Annotated in this window: 26 protein-coding genes and 1 tRNA gene; 5 read left to right on the top strand and 22 right to left on the bottom strand. The window is 62.3% G+C overall.

All coding sequences use genetic code 11. The features are described from left to right. Window positions 1-37: 37 nt before the first annotated feature. From LC343_RS12160 to obgE, 8 genes are all read right to left on the bottom strand, one after another. A complete protein-coding gene (locus tag LC343_RS12160; protein ID WP_223477406.1) occupies window positions 38-1,363 on the bottom strand; it encodes a S41 family peptidase in 1,326 nt (441 codons plus the stop codon). A gap of 2 nt (window positions 1,364-1,365) precedes the next feature. Continuing rightward, window positions 1,366-2,664, bottom strand: a complete 1,299-nt coding sequence (locus tag LC343_RS12155) for a murein hydrolase activator EnvC family protein (RefSeq protein ID WP_223477405.1) — start codon at window positions 2,662-2,664, stop codon at window positions 1,366-1,368. 100 nt (window positions 2,665-2,764) lie between these two features. Then, window positions 2,765-3,250, bottom strand: a complete 486-nt coding sequence (rlmH, locus tag LC343_RS12150; protein WP_223477404.1) for a 23S rRNA (pseudouridine(1915)-N(3))-methyltransferase RlmH — start codon at window positions 3,248-3,250, stop codon at window positions 2,765-2,767. Between the two features lie 34 nt (window positions 3,251-3,284). Beyond that, window positions 3,285-3,695, bottom strand: a complete 411-nt coding sequence (gene rsfS / locus LC343_RS12145) for a ribosome silencing factor (protein WP_487345355.1) — start codon at window positions 3,693-3,695, stop codon at window positions 3,285-3,287. A 99-nt stretch (window positions 3,696-3,794) separates the two neighbouring features. Beyond that, window positions 3,795-4,448 carry a nicotinate-nucleotide adenylyltransferase gene (locus LC343_RS12140; RefSeq protein ID WP_223477403.1) on the bottom strand — a complete coding sequence of 218 codons (654 nt, stop codon included), beginning with the start codon at window positions 4,446-4,448 and terminating at the stop codon, window positions 3,795-3,797. A gap of 8 nt (window positions 4,449-4,456) precedes the next feature. Further along, entirely contained in the window at window positions 4,457-5,743 is a 1,287-nt protein-coding gene (locus LC343_RS12135) for a glutamate-5-semialdehyde dehydrogenase (RefSeq protein ID WP_223477402.1), read from the bottom strand. Between the two features lie 89 nt (window positions 5,744-5,832). After that, a complete protein-coding gene (proB, locus tag LC343_RS12130; RefSeq protein WP_223477401.1) occupies window positions 5,833-6,951 on the bottom strand; it encodes a glutamate 5-kinase in 1,119 nt (372 codons plus the stop codon). A 4-nt stretch (window positions 6,952-6,955) separates the two neighbouring features. Then, entirely contained in the window at window positions 6,956-7,990 is a 1,035-nt protein-coding gene (obgE, locus tag LC343_RS12125) for a GTPase ObgE (protein ID WP_223477400.1), read from the bottom strand. A gap of 84 nt (window positions 7,991-8,074) precedes the next feature. On the opposite strand from obgE, the gene LC343_RS12120 reads away from it, so the two are divergent. Then, window positions 8,075-8,899 (top strand): endonuclease/exonuclease/phosphatase family protein, encoded by an 825-nt coding sequence (locus LC343_RS12120; RefSeq protein ID WP_223477399.1) that lies wholly within the window; start codon window positions 8,075-8,077, stop codon window positions 8,897-8,899. Between the two features lie 8 nt (window positions 8,900-8,907). On the opposite strand, the gene LC343_RS12115 is transcribed toward LC343_RS12120, so the two are convergent. The 3 genes from LC343_RS12115 to LC343_RS12105 form a co-directional block, all read right to left on the bottom strand. After that, the gene (locus LC343_RS12115; RefSeq protein ID WP_223477398.1) at window positions 8,908-9,504 is read right to left on the bottom strand and encodes a GNAT family N-acetyltransferase; all 597 of its coding nucleotides are present in this window, start codon (window positions 9,502-9,504) and stop codon (window positions 8,908-8,910) included. 111 nt (window positions 9,505-9,615) lie between these two features. Further along, entirely contained in the window at window positions 9,616-9,885 is a 270-nt protein-coding gene (gene rpmA / locus LC343_RS12110) for a 50S ribosomal protein L27 (protein ID WP_223477397.1), read from the bottom strand. Window positions 9,886-9,966: 81 nt separating this feature from the next. Then, window positions 9,967-10,617 carry a 50S ribosomal protein L21 gene (locus LC343_RS12105; RefSeq protein WP_223477396.1) on the bottom strand — a complete coding sequence of 217 codons (651 nt, stop codon included), beginning with the start codon at window positions 10,615-10,617 and terminating at the stop codon, window positions 9,967-9,969. A gap of 262 nt (window positions 10,618-10,879) precedes the next feature. Here LC343_RS12105 and LC343_RS12100 point away from each other — a divergent pair. Then, window positions 10,880-10,969, top strand: a tRNA-Ser gene (locus LC343_RS12100). 611 nt (window positions 10,970-11,580) lie between these two features. Here the strand turns inward: LC343_RS12100 and LC343_RS12095 are convergent. From LC343_RS12095 to LC343_RS12060, 8 genes are all read right to left on the bottom strand, one after another. Beyond that, a complete protein-coding gene (locus LC343_RS12095; protein WP_223477395.1) occupies window positions 11,581-12,246 on the bottom strand; it encodes a hypothetical protein in 666 nt (221 codons plus the stop codon). Between the two features lie 238 nt (window positions 12,247-12,484). Next, window positions 12,485-12,703, bottom strand: coding sequence for an acyl carrier protein (locus LC343_RS12090; RefSeq protein ID WP_223477394.1), 219 nt, complete (start codon window positions 12,701-12,703; stop codon window positions 12,485-12,487). Further along, window positions 12,693-13,277 carry a GNAT family N-acetyltransferase gene (locus tag LC343_RS12085; protein WP_223477393.1) on the bottom strand — a complete coding sequence of 195 codons (585 nt, stop codon included), beginning with the start codon at window positions 13,275-13,277 and terminating at the stop codon, window positions 12,693-12,695. Before LC343_RS12085 ends, LC343_RS12090 begins: the two co-directional genes overlap by 11 nt. Before the next feature lie 11 nt (window positions 13,278-13,288). Beyond that, the gene (locus LC343_RS12080) at window positions 13,289-14,716 is read right to left on the bottom strand and encodes a class I adenylate-forming enzyme family protein (protein WP_223477392.1); all 1,428 of its coding nucleotides are present in this window, start codon (window positions 14,714-14,716) and stop codon (window positions 13,289-13,291) included. An 87-nt stretch (window positions 14,717-14,803) separates the two neighbouring features. Further along, complete coding sequence (locus LC343_RS12075) at window positions 14,804-15,700, bottom strand: nucleotidyltransferase family protein (protein WP_338018591.1); 897 nt, start codon at window positions 15,698-15,700, stop codon at window positions 14,804-14,806. Window positions 15,701-15,746: 46 nt separating this feature from the next. Continuing rightward, window positions 15,747-16,757: a phosphoenolpyruvate carboxykinase (ATP) gene (locus LC343_RS12070; RefSeq protein ID WP_223477390.1), complete on the bottom strand. Its 1,011-nt coding sequence runs from the start codon at window positions 16,755-16,757 to the stop codon at window positions 15,747-15,749. Continuing rightward, on the bottom strand, window positions 16,754-17,191 hold the full coding sequence (locus tag LC343_RS12065) for a lasso peptide biosynthesis B2 protein (RefSeq protein WP_223477389.1): 438 nt from the start codon (window positions 17,189-17,191) through the stop codon (window positions 16,754-16,756). Before LC343_RS12065 ends, LC343_RS12070 begins: the two co-directional genes overlap by 4 nt. Before the next feature lie 11 nt (window positions 17,192-17,202). After that, entirely contained in the window at window positions 17,203-17,478 is a 276-nt protein-coding gene (locus LC343_RS12060) for a PqqD family protein (RefSeq protein WP_223477388.1), read from the bottom strand. A gap of 639 nt (window positions 17,479-18,117) precedes the next feature. On the opposite strand from LC343_RS12060, the gene LC343_RS12050 reads away from it, so the two are divergent. Further along, window positions 18,118-18,417, top strand: coding sequence for a hypothetical protein (locus tag LC343_RS12050; protein WP_223477386.1), 300 nt, complete (start codon window positions 18,118-18,120; stop codon window positions 18,415-18,417). A gap of 188 nt (window positions 18,418-18,605) precedes the next feature. Here LC343_RS12050 and LC343_RS12045 read toward each other — a convergent pair whose 3' ends face one another. Beyond that, window positions 18,606-20,108, bottom strand: coding sequence for a CoA-acylating methylmalonate-semialdehyde dehydrogenase (locus tag LC343_RS12045; RefSeq protein WP_223477385.1), 1,503 nt, complete (start codon window positions 20,106-20,108; stop codon window positions 18,606-18,608). A gap of 101 nt (window positions 20,109-20,209) precedes the next feature. On the opposite strand from LC343_RS12045, the gene LC343_RS12040 reads away from it, so the two are divergent. Together LC343_RS12040 and LC343_RS12035 are read left to right on the top strand one after the other, a co-directional pair. Further along, window positions 20,210-21,103, top strand: coding sequence for a LysR family transcriptional regulator (locus LC343_RS12040; protein ID WP_223477384.1), 894 nt, complete (start codon window positions 20,210-20,212; stop codon window positions 21,101-21,103). 74 nt (window positions 21,104-21,177) lie between these two features. After that, window positions 21,178-22,047, top strand: a complete 870-nt coding sequence (locus tag LC343_RS12035; protein ID WP_223477383.1) for a metallophosphoesterase — start codon at window positions 21,178-21,180, stop codon at window positions 22,045-22,047. 143 nt (window positions 22,048-22,190) lie between these two features. On the opposite strand, the gene LC343_RS12030 is transcribed toward LC343_RS12035, so the two are convergent. Together LC343_RS12030 and LC343_RS12025 are read right to left on the bottom strand one after the other, a co-directional pair. Further along, on the bottom strand, window positions 22,191-23,000 hold the full coding sequence (locus LC343_RS12030) for an SDR family NAD(P)-dependent oxidoreductase (protein WP_223477382.1): 810 nt from the start codon (window positions 22,998-23,000) through the stop codon (window positions 22,191-22,193). A 23-nt stretch (window positions 23,001-23,023) separates the two neighbouring features. Further along, window positions 23,024-23,851, bottom strand: coding sequence for an NAD-dependent epimerase/dehydratase family protein (locus LC343_RS12025; protein ID WP_223477381.1), 828 nt, complete (start codon window positions 23,849-23,851; stop codon window positions 23,024-23,026). Window positions 23,852-23,904: the final 53 nt, after the last annotated feature.

Here is a 23,904-nt window from a genome sequence, read left to right as displayed (position 1 = left end):
GTAACATGGCTGTTTGTCTCTTTGGCAACGGCCTGCCTCAGTTCGGCAGGGCCTTTGCCGGATCCGGCGGGAAGGCCGGGTCGGTCTTTTCGCCCCGGATCAGCGACAGGGCGAAGGCGAGCTGGTCGTCCTCCTCCGGATCCTGCGGGACATAGGCGATGGAGCCCGAGCCTTCCTCGTCCTCCTCGTCACCTGTGATATGGCCGCGCAGATCGGACTCGCCGCGCGACAGGTCCCGACCGAGCAGTTCCTCGGGGATCGTCTGGTCGACGGAGATGTCCGGCGTGATGCCCTTGCCCTGGATCGAGACGCCGGCCGGCGTGTAGTAGAGCGCGGTCGTCAAGCGCAGCGCGCCGCTCTCGCCGAGCGGGATGATCGTCTGCACCGAGCCCTTGCCGAAGGAGCGCGAGCCCAGAACGGTGGCACGGCGATGATCCTGCAGCGCGCCGGCCACGATTTCGGAGGCGCTGGCCGAGCCGCCATTGATAAGGACGACGAGCGGCTTTCCGCCGGTCAGGTCGCCCGGCCGGGCCGAATAGCGCCGCGTGTCGCGGTCGTCGCGGCCGCGCGTCGATACGATCAGGCCCTTGTCGAGGAAGGCGTCGGACACGTTGATCGCCTGGTCGAGCAGGCCGCCGGGATTGAGGCGCAGATCGAGCACGAAGCCCTTCAGCTTGTCTTCGCCGATCTCCTCGGTCAGCTTCTCGATGCCGTTCTGGAGATTGTCGAAGGTCTGCTCCGTGAAGGACATCACCCGCAGGTAGCCGATGTCGTCCTCGGCGCGGTAGCGCACCGCCTGCACCTTGATGACATCGCGGATGACCGTGATTTCGAGCGGCTTGTCGGCGCCTTCGCGCAGGATCGTCAGCTCGATCGGGGCGTTGACCGGGCCGCGCATCTTGTCGACGGCCTGTTCCAGCGTCAGACCGCGGACTTCCTCGCCGTCGATCTTGGCGATCAGGTCGCCTGCCAGAACGCCGGCCTTTTCGGCGGGCGTGTCGAACATCGGCGTGATCACCTTGACGAGTTCGTCCTCCATCGTGACCTCGATGCCGAGGCCGCCATATTCACCCTTTGTCTGGGTGCGCATGTCCGCCGCATCCTCGGCGTTCATGAAGGAGGAGTGCGGATCGAGCGAGGCCAGCATGCCGTTGATCGCGTTCTCGATCAGTTCCTTGTCTTCGGGTTCCTCGACATAATTGGCGCGCACGCGCTCGAAGATGTCGCCGAAGATCGAAAGCTGCTTGTAGGTGTCTGTGCCGGCCGCATTCGCGGGCATCATGAGGCCGTTGCCGGACAGGACCAGCATCGAGGCGGCGCCCATCAGGCCTCCGGCGAACAGCAGCGATAACTTGCGCATCATTTTCAGGTCCTTCCAGAACCGATCGATTCCCACCACGGGTCGGGATCGACGGGTTTGCCTTTTCTTCTGAACTCAACATAGAGCGTCGGGTTCTCGTTTTCAGCAGCCGCCGCCGAAACACTTGCGAGATGAACCCTGCCCATCGTGCCTACCGGTTCCCCGGCGAGGACAAATTGTCCCTGATCCACATCGATGCGCTCCATCCCGGCCAGCACCACATGATAGTCGTCTCCGACATTCAGGATCAAGAGTTGACCGTAAGAGCGAAACGGTCCCGCATACAGGACCCATCCGTCCGACGGAGCGGTCACCCAGGCACCCGGTTCGGCTTCGATCGTGTCGCCCTGCGCCTTGCCGCCAAGTCCGTCATTATCGCCAAATGCGGTAATTGTGCGGCCTCCGACCGGCTGCGCCAGCTTGCCGCGCAGTTCCGAAAATGCGTAGGCGGGCGCGATTCGGGCCGCAGAAAGGTCTTGGTTTTCAGCGCGTTCGCGGCCTTCCTCAAGGCGGCGCTGCGCCTCCTGTCGCGCCGCGTCGGCGGCCTCGCGGGCCGACTGGATTTCCTTTTCGATCGACGCGATCAGATCCTGCAGCGTGGAGGCCTGCGCCGCGAGTTCGGCGGCTCGCTTGCGTTCCGCCGCCAGATCCTCGGCCCGGCGGTCCTCGATCGCCTTCTTTTCCTCAAGCAAAAGTGAAAGCCTGGCCTGCTCTTCTTTCTGTTCGACGAGGGTGCTGCGCAGTTCTTCGCGCTCGGCATTGAAGGTCGCGGTCAGGCGGCCGAGTTCCTTCAGGTCGGCGATGAGGACGAGGGTCTCGTCGCGCATGTCGGGGACGACCGCGCTCAGCAGGATCGAACTGCGCACCGAGGACAATGCATCTTCCGGCGTTACGAGAATGGCCGGGGGCGGGTTGAGCCCCATGCGCTGAAGCGCGCCGAGCACCTCGGCGAGAAGTGCCTTGCGCTCGCGCAGGCTGGCGCGGACGGCGTCGGCCTCGCGTCCGGTGGCGACCAGCCGTTCCTCGAGATCGAAGACGTCCGCCGCGAGTTTCTTCTCTGTTTTCGCCGCCTGGATGATGGCGGTGTTGAGCGAGGCGCGGTCCTTGCGGATGCGCGCGACCTCCTGCTCCAGTTCCTCGCTACGCTTTGCGGAGACGGCGTGTTCGCGGAGAATGTCGGCGAGTTCGCCGGCGTTTTGCTCCAGGCTCATCGCCAGGGCGTCCGGATCCTGCTGCTGCGCGACCGCCGGCGTTCCGGCGAGACCGGCGACCAGCAGGCAAACAAGGCGGGGCGGAAGGCGCATCAGGCGTCGTTTCGACGAATCATTGGCGGTGTGAACACGAGTCTATCGCGGGACGTCGGCAATGGAACCGGCAAGTTCGGCCAGAACATGGCGGCAGGCGTCAATCGCGATGATAGGGATGTCCGGACAGGATGGTCACGGCGCGATAGAGCTGTTCGGCCAGCATGATGCGGGCGAGCTGGTGCGGCCAGGTCTGGTTGCCGAAGGAGAGGACGAGATCGGCCCGATCGCGCAGCGAGGGGTCATGGCCGTCGGGGCCGCCGATGGCGAAGATCGCGCGCGATATGCCGGTGTCGCGATAATCCGCCAGCCGGTCGGCGAATTTCCGCGACGCGAGCGATTTGCCGCGCTCGTCGAGAAGGATCAGGACTGTCGAGGGTTCGCGCGCCATGGCGGCGCATTTGGCGCTTTCTTCGGATTTTCGCAGCGCGTCCGTTCGGGCACGGCTTTCGGGGATCTCCGTCAAGCCGTCAAAATCGAGGCCCAGCGCCTTTCCGGCCTTTGCAAGCCGGTCGGTGTAACGCGACACAAGCTCAGCGTCGGGGCCGGGTTTTATGCGGCCCACCGCAAAAATCGTCAATCGCATCGCGCCTCAGGTGCTGTTGGAAATGCCCGGTTCCCTAATGAAGGGTGTCGGCCGCTTCCTCAGGCTCCTGCCACATCTTCTCAAGCGCATAGAAGTCGCGGACTTCCGGACGGAAGACATGCACGATCACGTCGCCGGCGTCGATCAGAACCCAGTCCGCAGCGGACAGGCCCTCGACCTTCGCGGTTCCATGACCCGCTTCCTTCAATGCACGCAGCAAATGGTCCGCCACCGCGCCGACATGGCGATGGGAACGGCCCGACGCGATTACCATGTAATCGGCCATCGCGGATTTGCCCTGTATGTTGATGGAAACGATGTCCTCGGCCTTGGAGTCGTCGAGACTTTCCATGACCAGTTCAAGAACCCGATTCGCAGCGTCGGTTTCGCCGATATCGGGGGTAGAAGGCGCGAGGTCGGCCTTCTTCAACGTCGTTGTTCTCAAGTGCTTCCTTTCAATTCGGAACAAACGAGGGGAAAGATGATTCGCCTTTCCCACTCCAAAGATAGGCACGAGGCGGTAACAGATTCAAGACAGATGCGTTCAAGCCTTCTTGCGGGCCGATACCTCGCCGTTGCGAATCGCGGTCGAAGACACCGGAGAACGCGGGCCGTGCAGGAAAGTCCATGCGGGCGCGGGGAGGGTCGAAAGCAGCGCGGCGTCGGATTCGTCGATGCGGGCATAGGCGAAGGATTTCGCCATTTTCGAGGAGAGGTAGGACAGGGTCGAGCCGGGCCTGTCGACCACCGCGATCGGGAAGGTGAGCGCGATGTCCTGCCAGTTCTGCCAGCGATGGAAGCTCGCGAGATTGTCGGCGCCCATCACCCAGATGAAACGGACGCGCGGATTGTACCGCCGGACGAGCGCCAGCGTGTCGGCGGTGAACCGCACCTGGTGGCTCGCCTCGAACGCGGTGACCTTGACCCTCGGGTCGCCATTGATTTTCTCGGACCAGGCGATGCGCTCGGCGAGCGGCGGCAATTCGGTCGTGTCCTTCAGCGGATTGCCGGGCGTCACGATCCACCAGAGCTGATCGAGCCTGAGGCGACGGATGGCCGTTTCGGTGACGAGCAGGTGACCTTCATGCGGCGGATTGAAGGATCCGCCGAACAGGCCGACCGTCATGCCGGGTTCGACATGCGGCATGCGCAGATGGTGTCGGGCGACGCCCGGAAAAAGTTCCGCGGTGTCGCTCATGGTTCTGCTCAGGGGCGGATCTGGCCGGTGCCGCGCACCCGGTATTTGAAGGATGTCAACTGCTCGACGCCGACGGGCCCGCGCGCATGCATCTTGCCCGTCGCGATGCCGATTTCCGCGCCCATGCCGAATTCCCCGCCATCGGCAAATTGCGTCGATGCGTTGTGCAGGAGGATGGCGCTGTCGATCTCGTTGAAGAACTTCTCGACGACAGCGGCGTCCTCGGCGATCACCGCCTCGGTATGGTTCGACGAATAGGTGGCTATATGCTCGATCGCACCCTCGATGCCGTCGACCAGCGCGACCGAGATCAGCGGGCCGAGATACTCGGTCAGCCAGTCGGCTTCCGTCGCACGCTCCGCCTTCGGCCACATGGCACAGACATCCGCGTCGCCGCGAATGGCGCAGCCTGCGCCATCGAGGGCGTCGAGGATCGGTGCGAGATGGGTTTCGGCCACCGCGCGATCGACCAGAAGGGTCTCGGCGGCGCCGCAGATGCCGGTGCGGCGCATCTTGGCGTTGACGGCGATGGCGCGCGCCATGTCGAGATCGGCCGATTTGTCGACATAGATGTGACAAAGCCCCTCGAGATGGGCGAAGACCGGGACACGGGCATCCGACTGGACGCGTTCGACCAGGCTGCGGCCGCCGCGGGGGACGATCACGTCGATCGTGCCGTCCAGCCCGGTCAGCAACTCGCCGACGGCGGCGCGGTCGGTGACCGGAACGAGCTGGATGGCATCGGCGGGCAGGCCGGCCGTTTCCAGCCCCTCGGCCAGGCAGGCATGGATGGCGCGCGAGGAGTTGGCGGAATCGGAGCCGCCGCGCAGGATGACGGCGTTGCCGGCCTTGAGGCACAGCGCGCCGGCATCGGCCGTCACATTGGGACGGCTCTCATAGATGACGCCGATGACGCCGAGCGGCGTGCGCACGCGCTCGATCTGCAGCCCGTTGGGACGGTCCCAGGCCGCGATGATCGCGCCGACCGGATCGGCCAGGCCGGCAATGGCGCGTATCCCGTCGGCCATGGCCTGCACGCGATCTTTCGTCAGCTTCAGGCGATCCCGGAACGCGTCGGTCAGGTCGGACGTTTCCGCGCGCTCCATGTCGATGGCGTTGGCGGCGAGAATGTCGTCGCAGCCGGCCTCGATCGCGTCGGCCATTGCCGCCAGTGCGGCGTCCTTTTGCGCGGTGCTGGCAATCGCCAGTGGCCGGCTCGCAGCACGGGCGCGCGCGCCCATGTCCGCCATGAGGGCGGGAATGTCCTGCGAGTTGATTTCGGCCCTGGTGAGCATCGGTCCTGTTCCTGTTATTGCGAGCGGATTGTTTAGCGCTCAATGCAGCGAAGGGCAATGAGGGTGGATCGCGGCGATGTTCGCCGCGGTCAGGCCTTAACCACCATGTCGTCGCGGTGGATCATGGCGGCGCGGGGAGCATGGCCGAGAATGGCCTCGATTTCCGGCGTCTTGTGGCCAGCGATCAGGCCGGCCTCGTCGGCATCGTAACCCGCGAGGCCGCGCGCGACTTCCTCTCGGGAACCCTCCAGCACAACGGCGAGCGTGTCGCCGCGCTGGAACGCGCCCTCGACACCGCGCACTCCGGCCGGAAGCAGGCTCTTGCCCGAGCGTAGCGCGCGCGCCGCGCCTTCATCGACGATGAGCCTGCCCTGCGGCTCCAACTGGCCGGCGATCCAGCTTTTCCATGCGGAGACGGGTGCGGTCGATGCGTGGAAGAGGGAACATGGCGCGCCGCCGTCGAGCGCCGATAGCGGGTTGTCCACCGCGCCTTTCGTGATGATCATCGCGGTCCCGGCCTGGGTGGCGATCTTTCCGGCCTCGACCTTGGTGCGCATGCCGCCGCGCGACAATTCGGACGCGGCCTCGCCGGCCATGGCCTCGATCTCCGGCGTGATCGCCTCGATCTCGGCGAGGTGGCGGGCATCGGGATCGAGAGCGGGCGAAGCGGTGTAGAGCCCGTCGACATCGGACAGGATGATCAGGAGATCGGCATTCATCATGGTCGCGACGCGCGCGGCGAGGCGGTCATTGTCGCCGTAGCGGATCTCGTTGGTTGCGACGGTGTCGTTCTCGTTGATGACCGGGACCGCGCCCATGCGCAGAAGCGCGCCGATGGTGGCGCGGGCGTTGAGGTAGCGGCGGCGCGATTCCGTGTCGTCGATGGTGACGAGAACCTGTCCGGTCGTGATGCCTTCTTTGTCGAGCGCCTCGTCCCATGCGCGCGCAAGCGCGATCTGCCCGACCGCGGCCGCCGCCTGGTTTTCCTCCAGTTTCAGGGAACCGGAGCGCATGTCGAGAACCGTGCGGCCCATGGCGACCGCACCGGAGGAGACGACGAGAATCTCGTGACCGTCACGGCGCAGCGCCGCGATGTCGCGGGCGAGGCTGTTCAGCCAGGCGCGTTTCAGGCCGGCCTTGCGGTCGACGAGAAGCGCGGACCCGATCTTGACGACGATGCGCCGGTAGGAAGCGAGACGACCCTGCATCGCATCACGCCTGCCAGCGCGGATCGGGCTCCGACGGCTCCTCGGGTTTCCGCTCTTCCTCGATATGGGTCATCAGGGCGCGCAGGACCTCGTCGAGGCCGTCGCGGCTGACGGAGGAGAAGGGCAGGGGCTCCTTCTTCGCGGCCTTTTTCAGCTGTTTCGTCTTGTCGGCGATCGTCGCCGCGTCGACCGTGTCGATCTGCGACAGCGCGAGTATTTCCGGCTTTTCCGTCAATCCGTGGCCATAGGCCTCGAGTTCCTTGCGGACCGTCCTGTAGGCCGCCGCCGGATCTTCCTCCAGCGCGGAAACGAGATGCAGCATGACATTGGTGCGCTCGACATGGCCGAGGAAACGGTCGCCGATACCGACGCCCTCATGCGCGCCCTCGATCAGGCCGGGGATATCGGCGAGCACGAATTCGCGCGCATCGATGCGCACAACGCCGAGATTGGGATGCAGCGTCGTGAACGGGTAATCGGCGATCTTCGGCTTGGCGGCCGTGACGCTCGCCAGCAGCGTGGACTTGCCGGCATTGGGCAGCCCGACGAGGCCGGCGTCGGCGATCAGCTTCAGGCGCAGCCAGATGGTGCGTTCCTGTCCTTCGAGACCGGGGTTGGCGCGGCGCGGCGCCTGGTTGGTCGAGGATTTGAAATGGGCGTTGCCGAAGCCGCCATTGCCTCCCTTTGCGAGCAGGAAGCGCTGGCCCTCCTCGGTCAGGTCGCAGATCAGGGTTTCGTTGTCTTCCTCGTAGATCTGGGTGCCGACGGGCACTTTCAGCGTCACATCCGCGCCTTTCGCGCCGGTGCGGTTGCGGCCCATGCCGTGCACGCCGGTCTTCGCCTTGAAATGCTGCTGGTAGCGGTAGTCGATCAGCGTGTTCAGACCCTCGACCGCCTCGGCCCAGACGTCGCCGCCACGTCCGCCGTCGCCGCCGTCGGGACCGCCGAACTCGATATATTTTTCGCGGCGAAACGAGACCGAGCCGGCGCCGCCGTCGCCCGACCGGATGTAAACTTTCGCCTGATCGAGGAATTTCATGGTTTTGTTATCTGCCTGGTACAAGTTTGCGATGCTCTATCGCATAGACGCGCTCCGCGCGACAATGAATTCGGGGATTCCTGCATGGCCTTCACGGTAGTCACCTACAACATACAGTTCGGCATCGGACTGGACGGCGCCTACGATCTGGAGCGGATCGTCGAGGCCGTGAAGGACGCCGACATCATTGCGCTGCAGGAAGTGACGCGCGGCTTCATGCGCAATGAGGGCCGCGACATGGTCGCCGAGATCGAGGCGCTCATGCCCGACCGGTTCGCCGTCCACCACATGCCGGCCGATGTCGATTTCGGCAGCGCGGTAAAGGACGGCGTGGCGGTGAACCGGCGGTTCCAGTTCGGAAACATGATCCTGTCACGCTGGCCGATCCTGTCTGCGCGCGGCCACCTTCTGCCGCGCTCGATGCGCACTGCCTCCTTGAACTTGCAGCGCGGGGCGCTGGAAGCGCTGATCGCGACGCCTTCCGGTCCCTTCCGTTTCTATTCCGTTCATCTCGATCACATCGATCCGCAGGAAAGGCTGAACCAGATCGCCGCCCTGAAGGAAATCGCCTTTGCCGTTCCCCATACCGGCATGGCCGTCACCGGGCTCGGCGAATACGGTTTTCCGGAACTGCCGCATGCCGAGGATTTCATCCTGCTCGGCGATTTCAACCTGGAGCCCGATCTCGCGGAATACCGCGACATGCTCTCCGAAACGGGGCCACTCGTCGATGTGACGGCGACCGATTCCGGCTGGAGCTGGGTCGATCCCGACGATCGCGAGCGGGTCAAGCGCCTCGATTACGGCTTCGCCACCCAGGGCTTCGCCGACTTGGTGACGAAGGCGCATGTGGATCAGAGCGCGGAAGGCTCCGACCACATGCCCGTCTGGATTCATCTCGGCGCGTAAAGGCCGGCCTATGCCTGTTTGCGGGCCAGCCAGTCGGCGCGATCGAGCGTGTAGCGTTCGACCGGTACGCGGCCGGCAGTGAGACTGTCGATCTCGTCGAGCCCGACGAAGGAAAAGCCGCATTTGGCGATCACGTTGCGCGAACCCGGATTGACCGTGCGACACACCGCATGGATGCGTTCGGCGTCGGTCGAGCGGAACGCCTGATCGACGAGGGCATTTGCCGCCTCGGTCGCGTAACCATGGCCCCAATAGGCCTCGCCAAGCCAGAAGCCGACTTCGAAGCCGCCGCTGCGATCGCGAATCTCGAGGCCGGCAAAGCCGATGAGATGGCCGGTATCGGCCAGCGTGATGGCGTAGATATAGCCTTCATGCTCCCCGGTGAGGCAGCCCTCCAGGAACACTTCCGCATCGCTCTCGCGATAGGGATAGGGCATGCGCGACGTCATTTCCGCGATCTGCCGATTGTTGGCGATGGCGGCCAAGTCCTCGACGTCGTCACGGTGCGGCGGTCGCAGCACGAGACGCGTCGTCACGAGAACGGGCGTGTCGTAGCTCAGGTCCGGAAGATCGGGACCGTAAAGCTGCTGTGCTGGCTGGATCATCGTTTCGTTGCCTTGAATCGAGAAGGGGAGATGGTGGCGTCCCATCTCCCCTTGTATCGCGGCTTTCGCCAAATCCGGGTCATGAGACGCCGGACCATATGGTTGTCCGGCTTATTCCGCTGCGTCCTGCATGGGCATCACGGAAATATAGGTTCGGCCATTGGCCTTCGCCTTGAATTCCACAGCGCCTTCGACTTTCGCGAAGATCGTGTGATCCTTGCCAATGCCGACATTGACGCCCGGATGCCACTTCGTGCCGCGCTGGCGCACGATGATGTTGCCCGGGACGACCTTCTCGCCGCCGAATTTCTTCACGCCAAGACGTTTGGATTCGGAATCGCGACCGTTACGCGACGAACCACCGGCTTTCTTGTGTGCCATTGTCTATCTCCTGTCGCGCCAACCGCGCGAATTTCCGTTCTTATGGTGGCTACGGGGCGTTTTTACAACCCCGGCCGGCTATCACTTCGCGATCAGGGCCTTGGCCTGCTCCTGCCAGTCGCGGATCTGATCCGCGCTGAAGGGCATGTTCTCGTCCACCGTCGCGATGTCCGCTTCGCTGAGAGCGGCAATCTGCGCGTAGGTGGTGATGCCCTGCTGGTTGAGCTGGCTTTCGGCAACAGGGCCGATGCCCTTGATCTTGGTCAGCTTGTCGGCCTCGCCTTCCGGCGCGGTGAACAGCGACGCGGCAGCGGCCGGAGCCGCCTTTTCTTCCTTGGCGGCCGGCTTCGGTGCTTCCGCCTTCGGCGCGGGCGCTGCCTCGGCCTTCTTCGGCGCGGCCTTCTTGGACGGCTTGGCGCCACCGGTCAGGATCTCGGCGATGCGGACGGTGGTCAGGTGCTGGCGATGGCCGCGGGTGCGCTTGGAGTTCTGGCGGCGGCGCTTCTTGAAGGCGATGACCTTGCGCGCACGGCCCTGCGAGACAACCTCGGCGGTGACCAGGGCGCCTTCGACGAAGGGCGCGCCAAACGTCGCATCGGCGCCTTCGCCGACCATGAGAACTTCGTTGAACTCCACCATGTCGCCGGTCTCGCCGTCGAGCAGTTCGATCTGGAGTGTGTCTTCGGCGGCAACGCGGTACTGCTTGCCACCGGTCTTGATGACTGCGAACATTTTTTTTCCTTCAGTGTTCGGTCCGGCTCTTGCCACTCGCCGCTGGTGCGGTCCGGGCAGGCCGTCTTTTTGGTCAGTCGTGACGGTTTCGGTTCGGTTTCATGCCCGGTCATTGCCGGACACAAACAAAGCGGCGCGGATTTCCCGCGCCAGCGGCACCCCTATGATGCGGGTCCGGCGAAAAGTCAAGCTTTTCGACAGCGGAGGCTTGTCTTCGCCGCCATAGAGGGCTATGGACCGGCCCGCTCGTCGAAGCGGTCACGGAGAGGTGGCTGAGTGGTCGAAAGCGCCGCACTCGAAATGCGGTATAGGGGTGACTCTATCGTGGGTTCGAATCCCACCCTCTCCGCCATCAGGCATATTGATTCTATTTGTATTTAATAGATTTTGGCAGCTATTCTCCCGGCTTAACCCGGGGAATGTCTTGGAAGCAGTTAGAAACTTACCATACCACGACCAACATACTGATAAACAACGATAACACGACTGCGTGGAAGCGATTGTTCCTTATAAACTTAGTAGCCTTCGTTGGAAGTGAGTTTCGTCGGGAGAATGCTCGGACCCGCTTTGATTGGAGGATGAAGCACTACCTTCAGCCGAACCATGTCCGCAATGAAACCTTGTTCTCGAGAACATTCTCCTCGTCTCGGTGAGAAACGGCATAGCGAAATACCCAATGCCATTGGCGGTAAACGCCAGCCGCGACCGACTAAGGCGTATACCGCGACACGCGCGTTTTGCCAGATGGGCATCCTTCACTGTCAATGTGTCGATCGGCCGCGACGGGCCGCGATGCTCCTGTTATGCCCGCATTCGGCGACGTTGCCGCACATGCGAGGAAATAGATGGAGTAGATTCGAGCAATGGATCGTAACTTCCCCCAAAACAGTGCGCCGATAAAACGCGGCACTTAAGTATCTGACTCTGGGTAGTGCAGAAGTTGCCGGGACGCCTTACGAAGCTCTAGAAAGAAGCGAGTGGCCATCCATCATCATATCGGATGAAATTTGCCGACTCGGTCATTGTCTCTGGGCTACCGCGCCACATTATACTTTTTGCAGCATACGGTGTCAGTTCACGTGTCATAGTATATTCAACCACCTTCCGTTCTCCTGCCTCTCGTATTCCCGTAATTTTTTCGAAATTCCATATATATATTGGTAATTCACATTTTATCATCTCTTGATTTTGAATGTGACTTCCAATAATTCGGCAAAATCTTCTCCCTTCTATTGATAAAACTGGATTTGAAAGTAAGGCCGGTCGGACTTTCGCACCTCCAGCCGAGCCGGTTTTGCCTGTAAACAAAGAATATTTCTCCACTACACCTAGCTCTTTCCACTCAAGTATTGATTTTAATTTATCTTTATAATCATTGTATCCATTTATATTTATAATTCCGTTATAATTGAGGTATGAATTAACCTGCGATAGCCACCTGTCTCGTTCTTCTTCACTGTCAAATGTCTGCCAAACTCCTCTAAAACGTATAGCCTCAACATAGGGTTTTCTATCTGCGGCTCTTAATATTTCCGCTGCCTTTTCCCGTGAGAGTTCGTCTGAGCAAGCAACAGTACCAAGTGCCGAAATTAAAGCAGATAACGATAATATTATATTCTTCCGATCCAAAACAGCACCTACATCTCACAATTAACTACTTTAATCATAACGTATTAGAAGCCTGTCACAAAAATAAAAATTAGTAAGGCTCAACACTCTTTCAAACCCAGGCGATCATGATCAAAACTCAGGCGGCCACCCTCTCCGCCATAGACCAAGACCGAATACCGGCTTCCCTTGTGAACCGGGGCGAAAGTGCCAATTTCTCCGCGGATTTCCCAGATATAAATCGCAGCCGGGCCGCATCCTAAAGCAGTTCGGCGACGGACCTGACCGACAGGATGGAGGCGATTTCCTCGGCGCGAAGCTGGCGGTTCGTTTCGGCCTCGATCGTCAGGACGATCGACATGTGGGCCAGGCTGTCCCACGCCGGCAGGGTTTCCATCGTGTCGTCGATCGATACGTGACCGCCATCGATCTTGAGGGCTTTCGCGACGATTTCGCAGGCGCGGTCGTCAGGCGTCATCGTTTTTCTCCGCCCAGGGACCGGCCATCCACTTGTCCTTGAAGATCTCGAAATTCAGGAAATCGACGACCTCGCCCGTCTGCGGGTTCTGGTTGCTGCGGTGCCAGCTCCCGACGTGGTCGTATCCCAGCCGCCGGTAGTTGAAGATGGATGCGGTGTTGCGCGCCTCGACGACACCGTAGAAACGCTCGACGTCGGAACAGGAAAAGAAGTGATTCATGAGCTTGGCGCGTACCTCCAGGACGACCCCCTTGCCCCACCATTCGCGATCCCCGATGGCGACGGAATTGAAGGCGGACCGGTATCCGCGCATCTTGACCTTGTGAAAGCCGATGGATCGGCCGCCCGATTTGGGCGTGATCGAGAACGCGAACTTGGTGCGGTTGTCGGGAAGGGACATGGTTCTCGCCCATTTCCACGCGGAGCGCGGTTTTGAAGTCTGGAACAGGCCCGCGAGGATTTCCGGGTCGCGGCGTATCTCGCGGGTTTCGATCATGAACCGTATCGGGCCCATCGGCTCGAGGATGAACCGTTCCGTTTCGAGCGGCCGGGCGAGCTTGCTTCTGGCTTTCATGAAGAACGCGCTCACGTTTCGTCGGCGACGAGGTTTCGCACATCGGCCCGCACGATCTTGCCGCGATCGTTGCGCGGGATGGCGTCGAGCTTGTAGAGGCGGGACGGTACCGCGTCGGCGCGGGCCTGTGTCCTGCACCAGGCCTTGATTGCCTCCGCATCGAAGTCCGATCCCGGTTTGAGCACGACCGCGGCCGCAACGGCCTCTCCCGCGACCGGGTCCGGGATGCCGAAGGCGCAGGCCTCTGCGATATCCGCATGGCGTTCGAGCATCATGTCGACCTCCTCGGCCTGCACCTTGATGCCGCCGCGATTGATCTCCGATTTAATCCGGCCGGCCAGCACAAGATGGCCTTCTTCGTCGATTTTGCCCGTATCGCCGGTACGGAACCAGCCGTCGCAAAAGGCCTCCGTCTGCAGATCGGGGCGCTGCCAGTAGCCCAGCATGATCGACGGCGTCTGCACCAGGACCTCGCCGCGTCCCTGGCCGGAAATATGGCCGTTTTCGTCGCGCACGGCGAGTGCGCCGCCCCATATCGGTCCGACATAGCCGTCGCATGCCCGATCGTCGCGCAGCGAACCGCCGCCGATCCAGTTCGCGGTTTCGGTCATGCCGAACATGTTGAAGACATTGTCGGTGCCGCCCCATTTCGCGATATCCCGCCACTGGCCGATCGAAAGCGGGGCCGAGCCGACATGGATTCGGGTCATGGGTATGGATGGCGAGTCGGAAACGCGCAGTGCGATCTTCCAGAAAGACGGAACGGAGCTCATGAAGCCGATCCGGCGTGTCTCGACGACAGAGGAAAGCCCGCGCATTTCCGACATGTCCGGAACCGTCCATATGTGGACATGCCCGCCGGCGAAAAGCGGCGTCAGGCAATTGCCGATGAGGCCGTGGCCGAAGAACACCGGCAGCACGCACAGGACCTGGCTCAACGTGTCGCGCCCGATTTCCGCGATGTTCAGGGAAATCCGGACCAGCAGGCTGCGCCGTGAATGGACGATGCCTTTCGGACGGCCCGTGGTGCCCGATGTCATCAGGATCAGAGCCGGCTCGTCCAGTCCCAAGGGCATGGCGGCGGATGCAGTGTCCGGGTCCGGTTGCGGCATGTCGCAGCGGCGTTCGCCGATCCAGTGCCTCGCGCCGGTCGCCTCGATGACATTTTCCTGTTCCGCGCCGGTCAGCGCCGAATTGACGCCGACGGCGACGAAGCCTGCTTCCCAGCACGCAAAAAGCGCGATCAGGAAATCGATGCCGTCGGACTCCGAAACCACAATGCGCGCCCCGTGATCAAGGCCGAGCGCCGACAACTCGACAGCGCCCTTCCGCGCCGCCCGCCCGATATCGGACGCCGACATCTCCCTTCCGGTCCGCACGTCGGAAATCCGGGCGGAAACGGGTAGCATCGACAGGACGGAAGCGGTTTCGGAACTCATTGTCTTTGTCTTGCGGTCTTGTTTTGCGTGACTGTTTAGCTGAACCGGGATCGAAAATGAACGTGGCCTGATGGCCGGTTCACGCAGCTAACGGCGTATCGTTCTCTGTATCCAGCGAAAAGCATGCCTGCGCAGTCGCGACATGCGCGAATACGGGGCATCGATGACGACCTGCGCCGTAATCATGTCCCTGCCGAGCGACGCGAGCGGGCAAAAGGTGAAACGGCTCGCCAGTTCCGCCGCGGCCGTCTCATCGAACATTTCCGCGATCAGGCGAAGGCAAAGGGCCGTCTCGATGCTCAGATGCAGGTCGGCGGCCAATTGCGGCAGTTTCTCCCGGTCATTGGTGTCGAGTTTTCTGAAAGCCTGCAGCACATCGACCAGGAAGCGTATCTGGTGGAGTTTGTGGCCGAGCGTTCCGTGGACGACGGCCAGAAAGAACAGGCACAATGGCGCTTCCGGGTCGTCAGGGTCGATCCGTATCAAATCGTCGTAGGAAAAGCTCACGCGCCGGCGCAGCCCCTCGTAATGAACGAGGTTTCCATGGACTTCGATCAGCAATGCCGGAACGTCTTCATGCAGCCATTTTTCTTCCTGGTTGGCGACCGTGTTGTCGAATGCCGCCCGCTTGTGCAGCCGGAAACCGCGATCCGTCAGGAACCCGGCGAACGCTTCACGCGCATCCGGTGAAACGAGAATGTCGATGTCGGTGAAGGGGCGGTCGCCGGGGACCGGATAGAGACGCGTCGCAAAGCTCCGGCCTTTCACCATCGTCGCGGCGATGCCGTTTTCGCGGATGAAAGCGGAGACATCGTTTGCCAGACCGCGCAGGCGCAGGGTCAGCGCGATGGTCGCTTCGACTTCGCGTTTGAGGTCGGAGACGATCTCCGGATCGCATGTTCCGGCCAGTTTGCGCAGCACGACCGGCCCGACATTGTGATCGCTCGCCATCTGCGCGATTCGGGGAAGGTGCCCGGGAGGCACGTTCGGGACCGGCGCTTCGGGATCCGCCAGCCGGCATAGCAGCGCTTCAGTTTGCCTTGACGTCACGGCGCTGCCGATCCTCCGCGATCGCTGTTTCGACCGCCGGTGCGATCGTGCTCAGGTCCGATCCGGCGCACAGCCTGAAGGTGGGGAGCGTTCTGGTGATGGCGGCCAGCAGGCTGAATTGCCTGATTTCGCCCTCGACCAGGCCGGTCTTGCCTATTCGCATGTTGTCGGCCGCGAGCGCCGCGAGGGTTTCGGTCGCGGCGAGCGCGAGCACGTCGCTCTCCGTGCGTCCGCTCCGCTCCAGTTTGAACAGGCCGGCGACCGGCCGCCGCCCGGTGGGTTCGATGCGAATCCGGTCCGCTATATCCGCCTGCAGAAGGCGGCGCTCGTCTTCGTCGCTCCAATCGCCCGAAAGCCGGGGCGCCACCCAATCCAGCATCTCCGCGGTCTTCCGGTGAACCTTCAGATTGCGCGGCAACCCCCAGGCGGTCACGCCGTCGGCGTCGACCCGGAAAACCATCACATCGTCCGAGCACAGGCCGAACCCCGCATCGCAGAGCGCCAGGGTGGTGGTGGTCTTCCCCGCGCCGCTTTGGCCGAAAATGACAACGAGATCATCGCTGCCCGGCATCGTTACGCCGGCAGAATGCAGCAGGAATTGCCCGGTGGCGTTGGCCGCCGCGTGCAGAACAAGCATCGCAACTGACTGGCCCGCGCTTCTTTCGCAGCCCGGCGCAACCGTGATCGACGCGTGGCGCTTGTCGGCGGCCAGTATGAGTGTCACGCGGTCGGGGAATTGCAGGTACTGCGTTCCATCATGTGAAGTGAACCGGCAGTCGCCTTCGTCGAAAACCGGTCCTGCATAGATCAAGGTCGCACCATCCGGCGCGGATTCGGGTTCGCCTTCGCGGATCGTCAGCGCGAATGCGGCGCTGTCGGCGGCAGCGATCGTTTCGTCGCTGAAAATGCGCGAGAACGAGTTCATTTGCAGCGGGTTTTCCGCATCGACCCGCAAGGCGCCGGCATGAAGATCGAACCAGCGTGTGATCATTGTCCTTTGGTCGCTCCGGTCTGCGAGGGATGCACGTATATCGTAACCTGGCCATCCATGCGGTTGTTGATCACTTCCTCGCCATCGATCGATACCCAGCAATGCGCGGAGATCCGGGGCGAACCGATCGACCCCTCGTCCACCGCGAAATGAAGCTGTGGCCGATAGCCGGCCCTGCGGAGGTATTCGTAGCCGACCAACCCGGCGCGCAGGCAGCGCCGATCGCGCATCAGGATCGGGTTGCGAACCGCCTTGCGGACAAACCGCGCGATGTCGGGTACCGGCAGATGCGGAACGTCGCCCTGGTTGCCGTGCTCGGCAAGTCTCAATATTTCGGAGAAGCTTTTACCGCGAATGCGGAAGGGGAGGAATCGCGCCGCGATCCAGATATCGAGCAGGAGGCGCCATCGCTGCCAATGGCCGATTGCAGGCATGACCGCGCCCATCACTCCGCGCTAACGACGATTCCCTCGGATTCCAGTTCGGCGGCAAGCTCATTCAGGTCGCCGATCAGCGTTTCGAGCGCGACGTCGTACTCGCTCTCCATCAGCCGGGCGATCTCGTCGATCGAGCGCTGTCCGTCGACATTCCTCAGAAATGCTTCCGACGTGTCGTTGCATGAATAGAGCTGCCCGCTGTCGCCAAGGAGAATGACAGCGCCGTCGCCGACGGTTTCAAAGGAGGCGATTGGCGAAAGCGCGTAAACCTTGGACGCTGACATGAACTCTCACAACTGTCGGACGTGTTTTATACTGAAACGGTCACAGAGCCGAAGCCGGCCGGATTTCGTCAGCCATTTCCGGAGGAAACCTGTGCGGTAACGGCCGACAGCACGCCGGATTTCGTGACCGCGGGTTTTTCGTATCTCTTTTTCGTCATTTTTCCTGTCCTCTCCAATACGGTAAGCGGCTTACAGTGCCGAAAAGGAGTCGATCTCGAACGGTCGACTCTTCCTAGGTTGGGCGCGCGGAGCCGCCCGCCACAATCGCGGTCAGCGCCTGCTTTTTCAGGAGGACGGGTTTCGTATAGGTTTTCCTGGCTGACATCTGTTTCCCTTCCTTTCCCTGGTTTATGGATCGACGCGCTGAATTCCAGCGAGGACGATGGGAAGGTATTCTATTTCTCAGGCGATCCGGTCGCAACAACGCCGGCGAGCGTCGACTGCTTGACCAGCGTCGGCTTCACATAAATTCGTTTCGCTTGGCTCTTCATAAAATTCTTCCTTTTTACCGGAATTGGCCTGTCAGATCCGCTGCTTATTGCAACCCGGCGCGCTCCGTAAAGGGGCGGCGGGTTGAAAGCCCAAGCGAAACGGGATGGTGAACTTTCTAGGCGGGATCGGAGTTGCGTGCGACAACCGATGGAAGCTTTTCCTGCTTCACAAGCGCCGGTTTCACATAAATCCGCTTCGATCGGGTATCCATCGTTCTCTCCATATTCAGGAAATCTTGCTCTGGCGGGAATATCCCAGCCACAAATGCCGGACGTCAAGCGAAAATGGGGCGTGTCAGCCCCGAAGGCTCATACCCCGGTTGACGGAGCGGCAACCACTTTCGAGATCAGTGTTCTCTTTGCGATTGCAGGCTTGCGATATTCTTTCTTTTTCGTCATCAGTTTCGTTCCACTTATGTCAGAAATCGCTGATTTTCGTACATTCTAGCTGAACGAACGCCGATCGCAAACCCTTGGGCGATCTGAACTTGGCGGTCTCCGAGTGCCGGTCTTGGCCTTGCGGATACGGAACTGAACTTCCGATGAAAACTGACCTTACTTCACGATCATTGTTGGAGAGGGCGTCACGTGCCCTCTCGGATGTCGAATGGGTAATTCGCGCCGCGACAGCGCGTTTCAGCCAAGCGTCGGCATGGTGAACTGCGCGTCGTCGCGTATGCCGCCCGGCCACCGCGTGGTGGTCGTCTTGATGCGGGTGTAGCAACGTACGCCCTCCATGCCGTGCATCGCGTGGTCGCCGAAGATCGAGGCCTTCCAGCCGCCGAAGGAGTGGAACGCCATCGGAACCGGGATCGGCACGTTGATGCCGACCATGCCGACCTCGATATCCTGCGAAAAGGCGCGCGCCGTGTCGCCGTCGCGGGTGAAGACCGCCGTGCCGTTGGCGTATTCATGGCCGTGGATCAGATCGACCGCTTCCTGGTAGGAGTTGCGGCGCACAACCGACAGCACCGGGCCGAAGATCTCGTCGCGATAGATCGACATGTCCGGCGTGACATTGTCGAACAGCGTGCCGCCGACATAGTAGCCGTTCTCGTAGCCCTGCATCTGCTGTTTGAAGGTGCGCCCATCGACAACCAGCTTTGCGCCTTCCTTTTCGCCCGCGTCGATATAGCCGAGGATTTTCTCCCGTGCCTGTTGCGTGACGACCGGACCCATCTCGGAGGAGCGGTCGGCGGCCGGGCCGATCTTCAGCGCCTCGATCTTCGGCACCAGCCGCTCGATCAGCGCGTCGGCGACGGCGTCCGTGACGGGAACGGCGACCGAGATCGCCATGCAGCGCTCGCCGGCCGAGCCGAAGGCCGCGCCCATCAGGGCGTTGGCCGCCATGTCGAGATCGGCGTCGGGCATCACGATCATGTGGTTCTTGGCGCCGCCGAGCGCCTGAACGCGCTTGCCGTTGGTCACGCCGGTGATGTGTATATATCTCGCGATCGGGGTCGATCCGACGAAGGAGATGGCCTTGACGTCCGGGTGGTGCAGCAGCGCGTCAACAGCCACCTTGTCGCCCTGGACGACATTGAACACACCCTCCGGCAGGCCGGCCTCGGTCAGCCATTCAGCGATCAGCAGCGAGGGGGACGGGTCGCGCTCCGACGGCTTGAGGATGAAGGTGTTGCCGCAGGCGAGCGCGACGGGGAACATCCACATCGGCACCATGGCCGGGAAGTTGAACGGGGTGATGCCGGCGACGACGCCAAGCGGCTGGCGGATCGAATGGGTATCGACACCGGTGCCGACACTTTCTGAGAATTCGCCCTTGAGATGGGTCGGCGCGCCGATCGCGAACTCGACGACCTCGAGGCCGCGCGTCACTTCGCCGAGCGCGTCGTCATGGGTCTTGCCGTGTTCGGCGGAAATCGCTTCGGCGAGCTGGTCCGCGCGCTCCCACAGGATGGTCTTGAACTTGTCGAGTATGCGGGCGCGGCGTAGCGACGGCGTCTTCGACCATGCCGGCCATGCGGCCTTAGCGGCGGCGACCGCATCGTTGACGTCCTGCTCGGAGGCCAGGATCACCTCTTTCTCCGCTTCGCCGGTAGCGGGATTGAAGACCGGCTGGCTACGGTCGGCGGTGCCTCTGGTCGGCGAACCGGCGATGTAATGGGTAATCGTCGTCATGGACGTGTCCTCCTTGGTTGGAGGCGATGTCTCATTTCGTTATTCTCATAACAATGCGATAATATTCAAAGTCGTTATGCAAAAACGCATAGGATGAAATCATGAACTGGGAAGACGGGCGATTGTTCCTGGCGGTGGCGCGGGCCGGGCAAATGCTCGGTGCCGCGAAGGCGCTGGGCATCAATCAGGCGACGCTCAGCCGGCGCATGGCGTCGCTGGAGCAGCAACTGGGCGCCAATCTCCTGATCCGGCGCGCGACCGGATGCGAACTGACGGATGAGGGCGAGGCGCTGGCCGCGTCGCTCGAACGCGCGGAGGCCGAATTCCTGCAGGCGCAATCGCTGTTCGATCATTCGGGCCCGGAGGTTTCCGGCACGGTGCGCATCGGTGCGCCGGACGGTTTCGGCGTCTCCTTTCTTGCGCCGCGGCTCGCGCAGCTTGCCGAGCGGCACCCGGGTCTCACGGTTCAGCTCGTGCCGGTGCCGCAGGCCTTCTCATTGTCGAAGCGCGAGGCCGATATCGCCGTGATGGTTGGCCGACCGGAGCAGGGGCGGCTGATCGCGCAGAAACTGACCGACTACACGCTCGGCCTTTACGCGGCGCGCAGCTATGTCGAAAACCGCGGTCTGCCGGTGACGACCGAGGATCTTCGGACCCACCGTCTCGTCGGCTATGTCGAGGACCTGATTTATTCGGCGTCGCTGAATTATGCCCCGACCTTCTGGTCCGGCTGGCGATCCCGGATCGAGATTTCGAGCGCGACCGGTCAGTTCGAAGCCGTGCGGGCCGGTGCGGGCATCGGCGTTCTGCACGACTATCTGGCGTCCGGCCACGAGGATCTCGTTCCCGTGCTCCCGGATTTGTCGGTGCAGCGATCCTACTGGATCGTCCATCACGAAAGCTTGCGCGGCCTCGCCCGCATCAAGGCCGCGACGGCATTCCTCGCCGACGCGGTGAGATCGGATGCGGGGCGGTTCGTCAGGTCGACCCGGTAATCCGGTCGGCGCTGTCACGGATATGACAAGCCGGGGGTCTATGGGACGGAAAATTTGCGACCTCGGATTCCGACATGAAACTCGTTCACATCTCCGACATCCACATCAATCCCGAACCGATCCTCGGTCTCGATCCCGTCGAGAACTTCCGAAAATGCCTCGCGCATGTCGAAGCGCATCAGGGCGATGCCGACCTTATCGTCATTACCGGCGATCTGACGCATCACGGTCGGCCGGGGAGCTATGCGATGCTCAAGAACATCCTTGCCGGAAGTTCACTGCGGGGCGCAAAGGCGCCGCGCCTTCTGATCGGCAATCACGACGACCGGGAAAATTTTACCGCAGCATTTCCCGCTGCCGCGCGCGATGCGGACGGCTTCATCCAGTGGACCGAGGAGACCACGGCCGGGATTTTCGTCTATATGGACACGGTCATGCAGGGCGAGCATGGCGGATCCTATTGCGAAGTCCGGCGCAAATGGCTGGAATCCGTGCTTGATGAAGCAGCGGCGCAAGGCAAGCCGGCATGGCTCTTCATGCATCACAACCCGACGACCGTGCATGTCGCCAATGCGGACCTGATCGGCATTCGCGAGGAAGCCGAACTGAAGGCCCTGCTGGCGCGATATCGCGGCACGGTGCGCCACATGTTCTTCGGCCACTGCCATTTCACGCTGAGCGGTTCCACAGGCGGCATTCCGTTTTCGGCCCCTCGGTCGACCAACCACGCCTGCTGGCCGGATTTCTCCGGCAATGCGCACCGCATGGGCCATGGCGAATTACAGCCGAACTACAATGTCTGCTTTCTCGAAGGCGACGATGTCGTCATCCATTCGGTCGACTTCCTCGACGAGGACAAGGTGAATTGGCAGGAGACCGGTGAAGATGGCTGGATCCATGAGCCGGATCGCGAGGCGTCGCCGCGGCATTCGGGCCTGATGTGACCCGCGCTTGCGCAATTCAGGTCCGGACCTCCTCCGGATTTCGGGGAGAGCCGGTCACGATCAAAGAGACGGACGTATAGGGCGCACACGGAAGGGCGGTTCTTCGGCGTCCGGCGCTTTCTCCGTGCTCGCCGCGACCAGAACTAATATCCGCCGGAATCCGGTCCGTTGGCGAAACTCTGCAACGTCTGGCCGCCGTCGATGAGCCAGGCGGCGCCGTTGACATGGCGGGCGGCGTCGGAGGCGAGAAAGGCTACGACTTCGGCGACATCTTCCACCTGGCCGATGCGCTTGGACGGGATGCGGCTCGCGAATTTCTCCACCTGGGACTGGCCGTCCGTCTGGCCCTCGCGCAGGCCGGGCACCCCGAGCGTCGTTTCGATCACGCCGGGGCAGACCGCGTTGACGCGAATGCCGTGCGGCGCGAGGTCGAAGGCGGCGGACTTGGTGAGGCCCACCACCGCGTGTTTGGTCGACACGTAGCCGGCGCCACCGGCGAGAACATCCCATCCGGCCATTGACGAGCCCATGTTGACGATGGCGCCGCCCCTGCCTGACTTCACCATCTCGGCGGCGACCGCCTGCAGCGAGACGAACATCGAGCGCAGATTGACGCGGACCATCCTGTCCCACTCATCGAGCGGCAGTTCGTGAACGGGCGCGACCTCGCCGGAAATGCCGGCATTGTTGAAGGCCATGTCGAGCGCACCGAAGGTTTCGACCGCGGATGCGACCGCGCCCTTCATCACTTCGGCATCGGAAACATCGCCGGCCTCGGTCTTGACCTTGCCGGGCGCGGCGAGCCCTTCGGCCACCTGTTCAAGGCCCTTGGCGTCGAGATCGACGAGAAGGACATTCGCGCCGCGTTTGAGGAAAGTCCGCGCGGTTGCGGAGCCGATGGCGCCGGCGCCGCCGGTGATCAGCACGGTTTTGCCGTCGAAAGTGTCAGCCATGTCGTTTGCTTTCATTCGGGTTTTCAGTAGTCGCGCCAGCCATATTCCGGCGCGAAGCTGATCAGTTCGGCCGCACGGTCGTTGCTCAGCAGCGCCGTGTGCCCGGGCAGGGGCGTCCGGCGTTCGACGGCCGGATAGGTTTCGTCGAGGAGGCTCGCCGTCTCGCGTTCGGAATAGGTGTCGGCGGCGGAAATGAAGAAGCGCTCATGGCCCGCGATATCGGCTTCGGCGGCTTGCACGAAGGCCCGGCCCGCATCGCGGGCATCGATATAGGCCCAGAGATCGAGGCCGGCTTCCTCGCGGTCGCGGCGCGGACCGACCTGTTCGGGAAAGCTCTTCGCGGTCTGGATCCACGGCATGCGGATGCTGGCGGCCGAATGGCCGGTGCGGCGTGTCCAGGCCTCGACCATTTCCTCGCCGAGCCATTTGGTCACGGCATAGACGTCCTGCGGCGCCTGCGGGTGATGCTCATCGACGGGAAAGTAGCCGATCTCGACGGGCCTCGGCGCGAATGGCAGGCCGAGAACGCTGAAGGAGGAGGCGAAGACCATCTTCTTGATCCCGCTCCGCTCCATTGCCGTCAGCACGTTGAACATGAGCGTCATGTTGATGCGGAAGACGTCCTCGGCCGCGTAGCCGACTGGACGCGGCAGAGAGGCGATATGCGCCATGCAATCGGCGGGACCGATCGCCCCCATGGCGGCGTCGAGCTTCGTCAGGTCGATCTGTTCGACGCCGGGCGCGCCCGTGACGTCCAGAGCGGTAACAGTGTAGCCACGGCTCCTGAATGCAGAGGTGACGTGGCTGCCCAGAAGGCCGGCGGCGCCTGTTACAATGGCGTGCTTTGTCATCCCGGATCTCCGATCGAGAAGCGGTGGAAATACGTGTCCGGAAAGTGCATTTC

The sequence above is a fragment of the Oricola indica genome, from assembly GCF_019966595.1.
GTDB lineage: Bacteria > Pseudomonadota > Alphaproteobacteria > Rhizobiales > Rhizobiaceae > Oricola > Oricola indica.
The sequence above is the reverse complement of the archived record's forward strand: the minus strand, read 5'-3'. Positions and strand labels throughout refer to the sequence as shown.

Bases quoted from the DNA above. Each gene is read 5' to 3' on its own strand.
- LC343_RS12160 (WP_223477406.1), bottom strand. From the start codon at position 1,363: ATGATGCGCAAGTTATCGCTGCTGTTCGCCGGAGGCCTGATGGGCGCC.
- LC343_RS12155 (WP_223477405.1), bottom strand. From the start codon at position 2,664: ATGCGCCTTCCGCCCCGCCTTGTTTGCCTGCTGGTCGCCGGTCTCGCC.
- rlmH (WP_223477404.1), bottom strand. From the start codon at position 3,250: ATGCGATTGACGATTTTTGCGGTGGGCCGCATAAAACCCGGCCCCGAC.
- LC343_RS12140 (WP_223477403.1), bottom strand. From the start codon at position 4,448: ATGAGCGACACCGCGGAACTTTTTCCGGGCGTCGCCCGACACCATCTG.
- LC343_RS12135 (WP_223477402.1), bottom strand. From the start codon at position 5,743: ATGCTCACCAGGGCCGAAATCAACTCGCAGGACATTCCCGCCCTCATG.
- proB (WP_223477401.1), bottom strand. From the start codon at position 6,951: ATGCAGGGTCGTCTCGCTTCCTACCGGCGCATCGTCGTCAAGATCGGG.
- obgE (WP_223477400.1), bottom strand. From the start codon at position 7,990: ATGAAATTCCTCGATCAGGCGAAAGTTTACATCCGGTCGGGCGACGGC.
- LC343_RS12120 (WP_223477399.1), top strand. From the start codon at position 8,075: ATGGCCTTCACGGTAGTCACCTACAACATACAGTTCGGCATCGGACTG.
- LC343_RS12115 (WP_223477398.1), bottom strand. From the start codon at position 9,504: ATGATCCAGCCAGCACAGCAGCTTTACGGTCCCGATCTTCCGGACCTG.
- rpmA (WP_223477397.1), bottom strand. From the start codon at position 9,885: ATGGCACACAAGAAAGCCGGTGGTTCGTCGCGTAACGGTCGCGATTCC.
- LC343_RS12105 (WP_223477396.1), bottom strand. From the start codon at position 10,617: ATGTTCGCAGTCATCAAGACCGGTGGCAAGCAGTACCGCGTTGCCGCC.
- LC343_RS12090 (WP_223477394.1), bottom strand. From the start codon at position 12,703: ATGACGCCTGACGACCGCGCCTGCGAAATCGTCGCGAAAGCCCTCAAG.
- LC343_RS12085 (WP_223477393.1), bottom strand. From the start codon at position 13,277: ATGAAAGCCAGAAGCAAGCTCGCCCGGCCGCTCGAAACGGAACGGTTC.
- LC343_RS12080 (WP_223477392.1), bottom strand. From the start codon at position 14,716: ATGAGTTCCGAAACCGCTTCCGTCCTGTCGATGCTACCCGTTTCCGCC.
- LC343_RS12070 (WP_223477390.1), bottom strand. From the start codon at position 16,757: ATGATCACACGCTGGTTCGATCTTCATGCCGGCGCCTTGCGGGTCGAT.
- LC343_RS12065 (WP_223477389.1), bottom strand. From the start codon at position 17,191: ATGCCTGCAATCGGCCATTGGCAGCGATGGCGCCTCCTGCTCGATATC.
- LC343_RS12060 (WP_223477388.1), bottom strand. From the start codon at position 17,478: ATGTCAGCGTCCAAGGTTTACGCGCTTTCGCCAATCGCCTCCTTTGAA.
- LC343_RS12050 (WP_223477386.1), top strand. From the start codon at position 18,118: ATGGAAGCTTTTCCTGCTTCACAAGCGCCGGTTTCACATAAATCCGCT.
- LC343_RS12045 (WP_223477385.1), bottom strand. From the start codon at position 20,108: ATGACGACGATTACCCATTACATCGCCGGTTCGCCGACCAGAGGCACC.
- LC343_RS12040 (WP_223477384.1), top strand. From the start codon at position 20,210: ATGAACTGGGAAGACGGGCGATTGTTCCTGGCGGTGGCGCGGGCCGGG.
- LC343_RS12035 (WP_223477383.1), top strand. From the start codon at position 21,178: ATGAAACTCGTTCACATCTCCGACATCCACATCAATCCCGAACCGATC.
- LC343_RS12030 (WP_223477382.1), bottom strand. From the start codon at position 23,000: ATGGCTGACACTTTCGACGGCAAAACCGTGCTGATCACCGGCGGCGCC.
- LC343_RS12025 (WP_223477381.1), bottom strand. From the start codon at position 23,851: ATGACAAAGCACGCCATTGTAACAGGCGCCGCCGGCCTTCTGGGCAGC.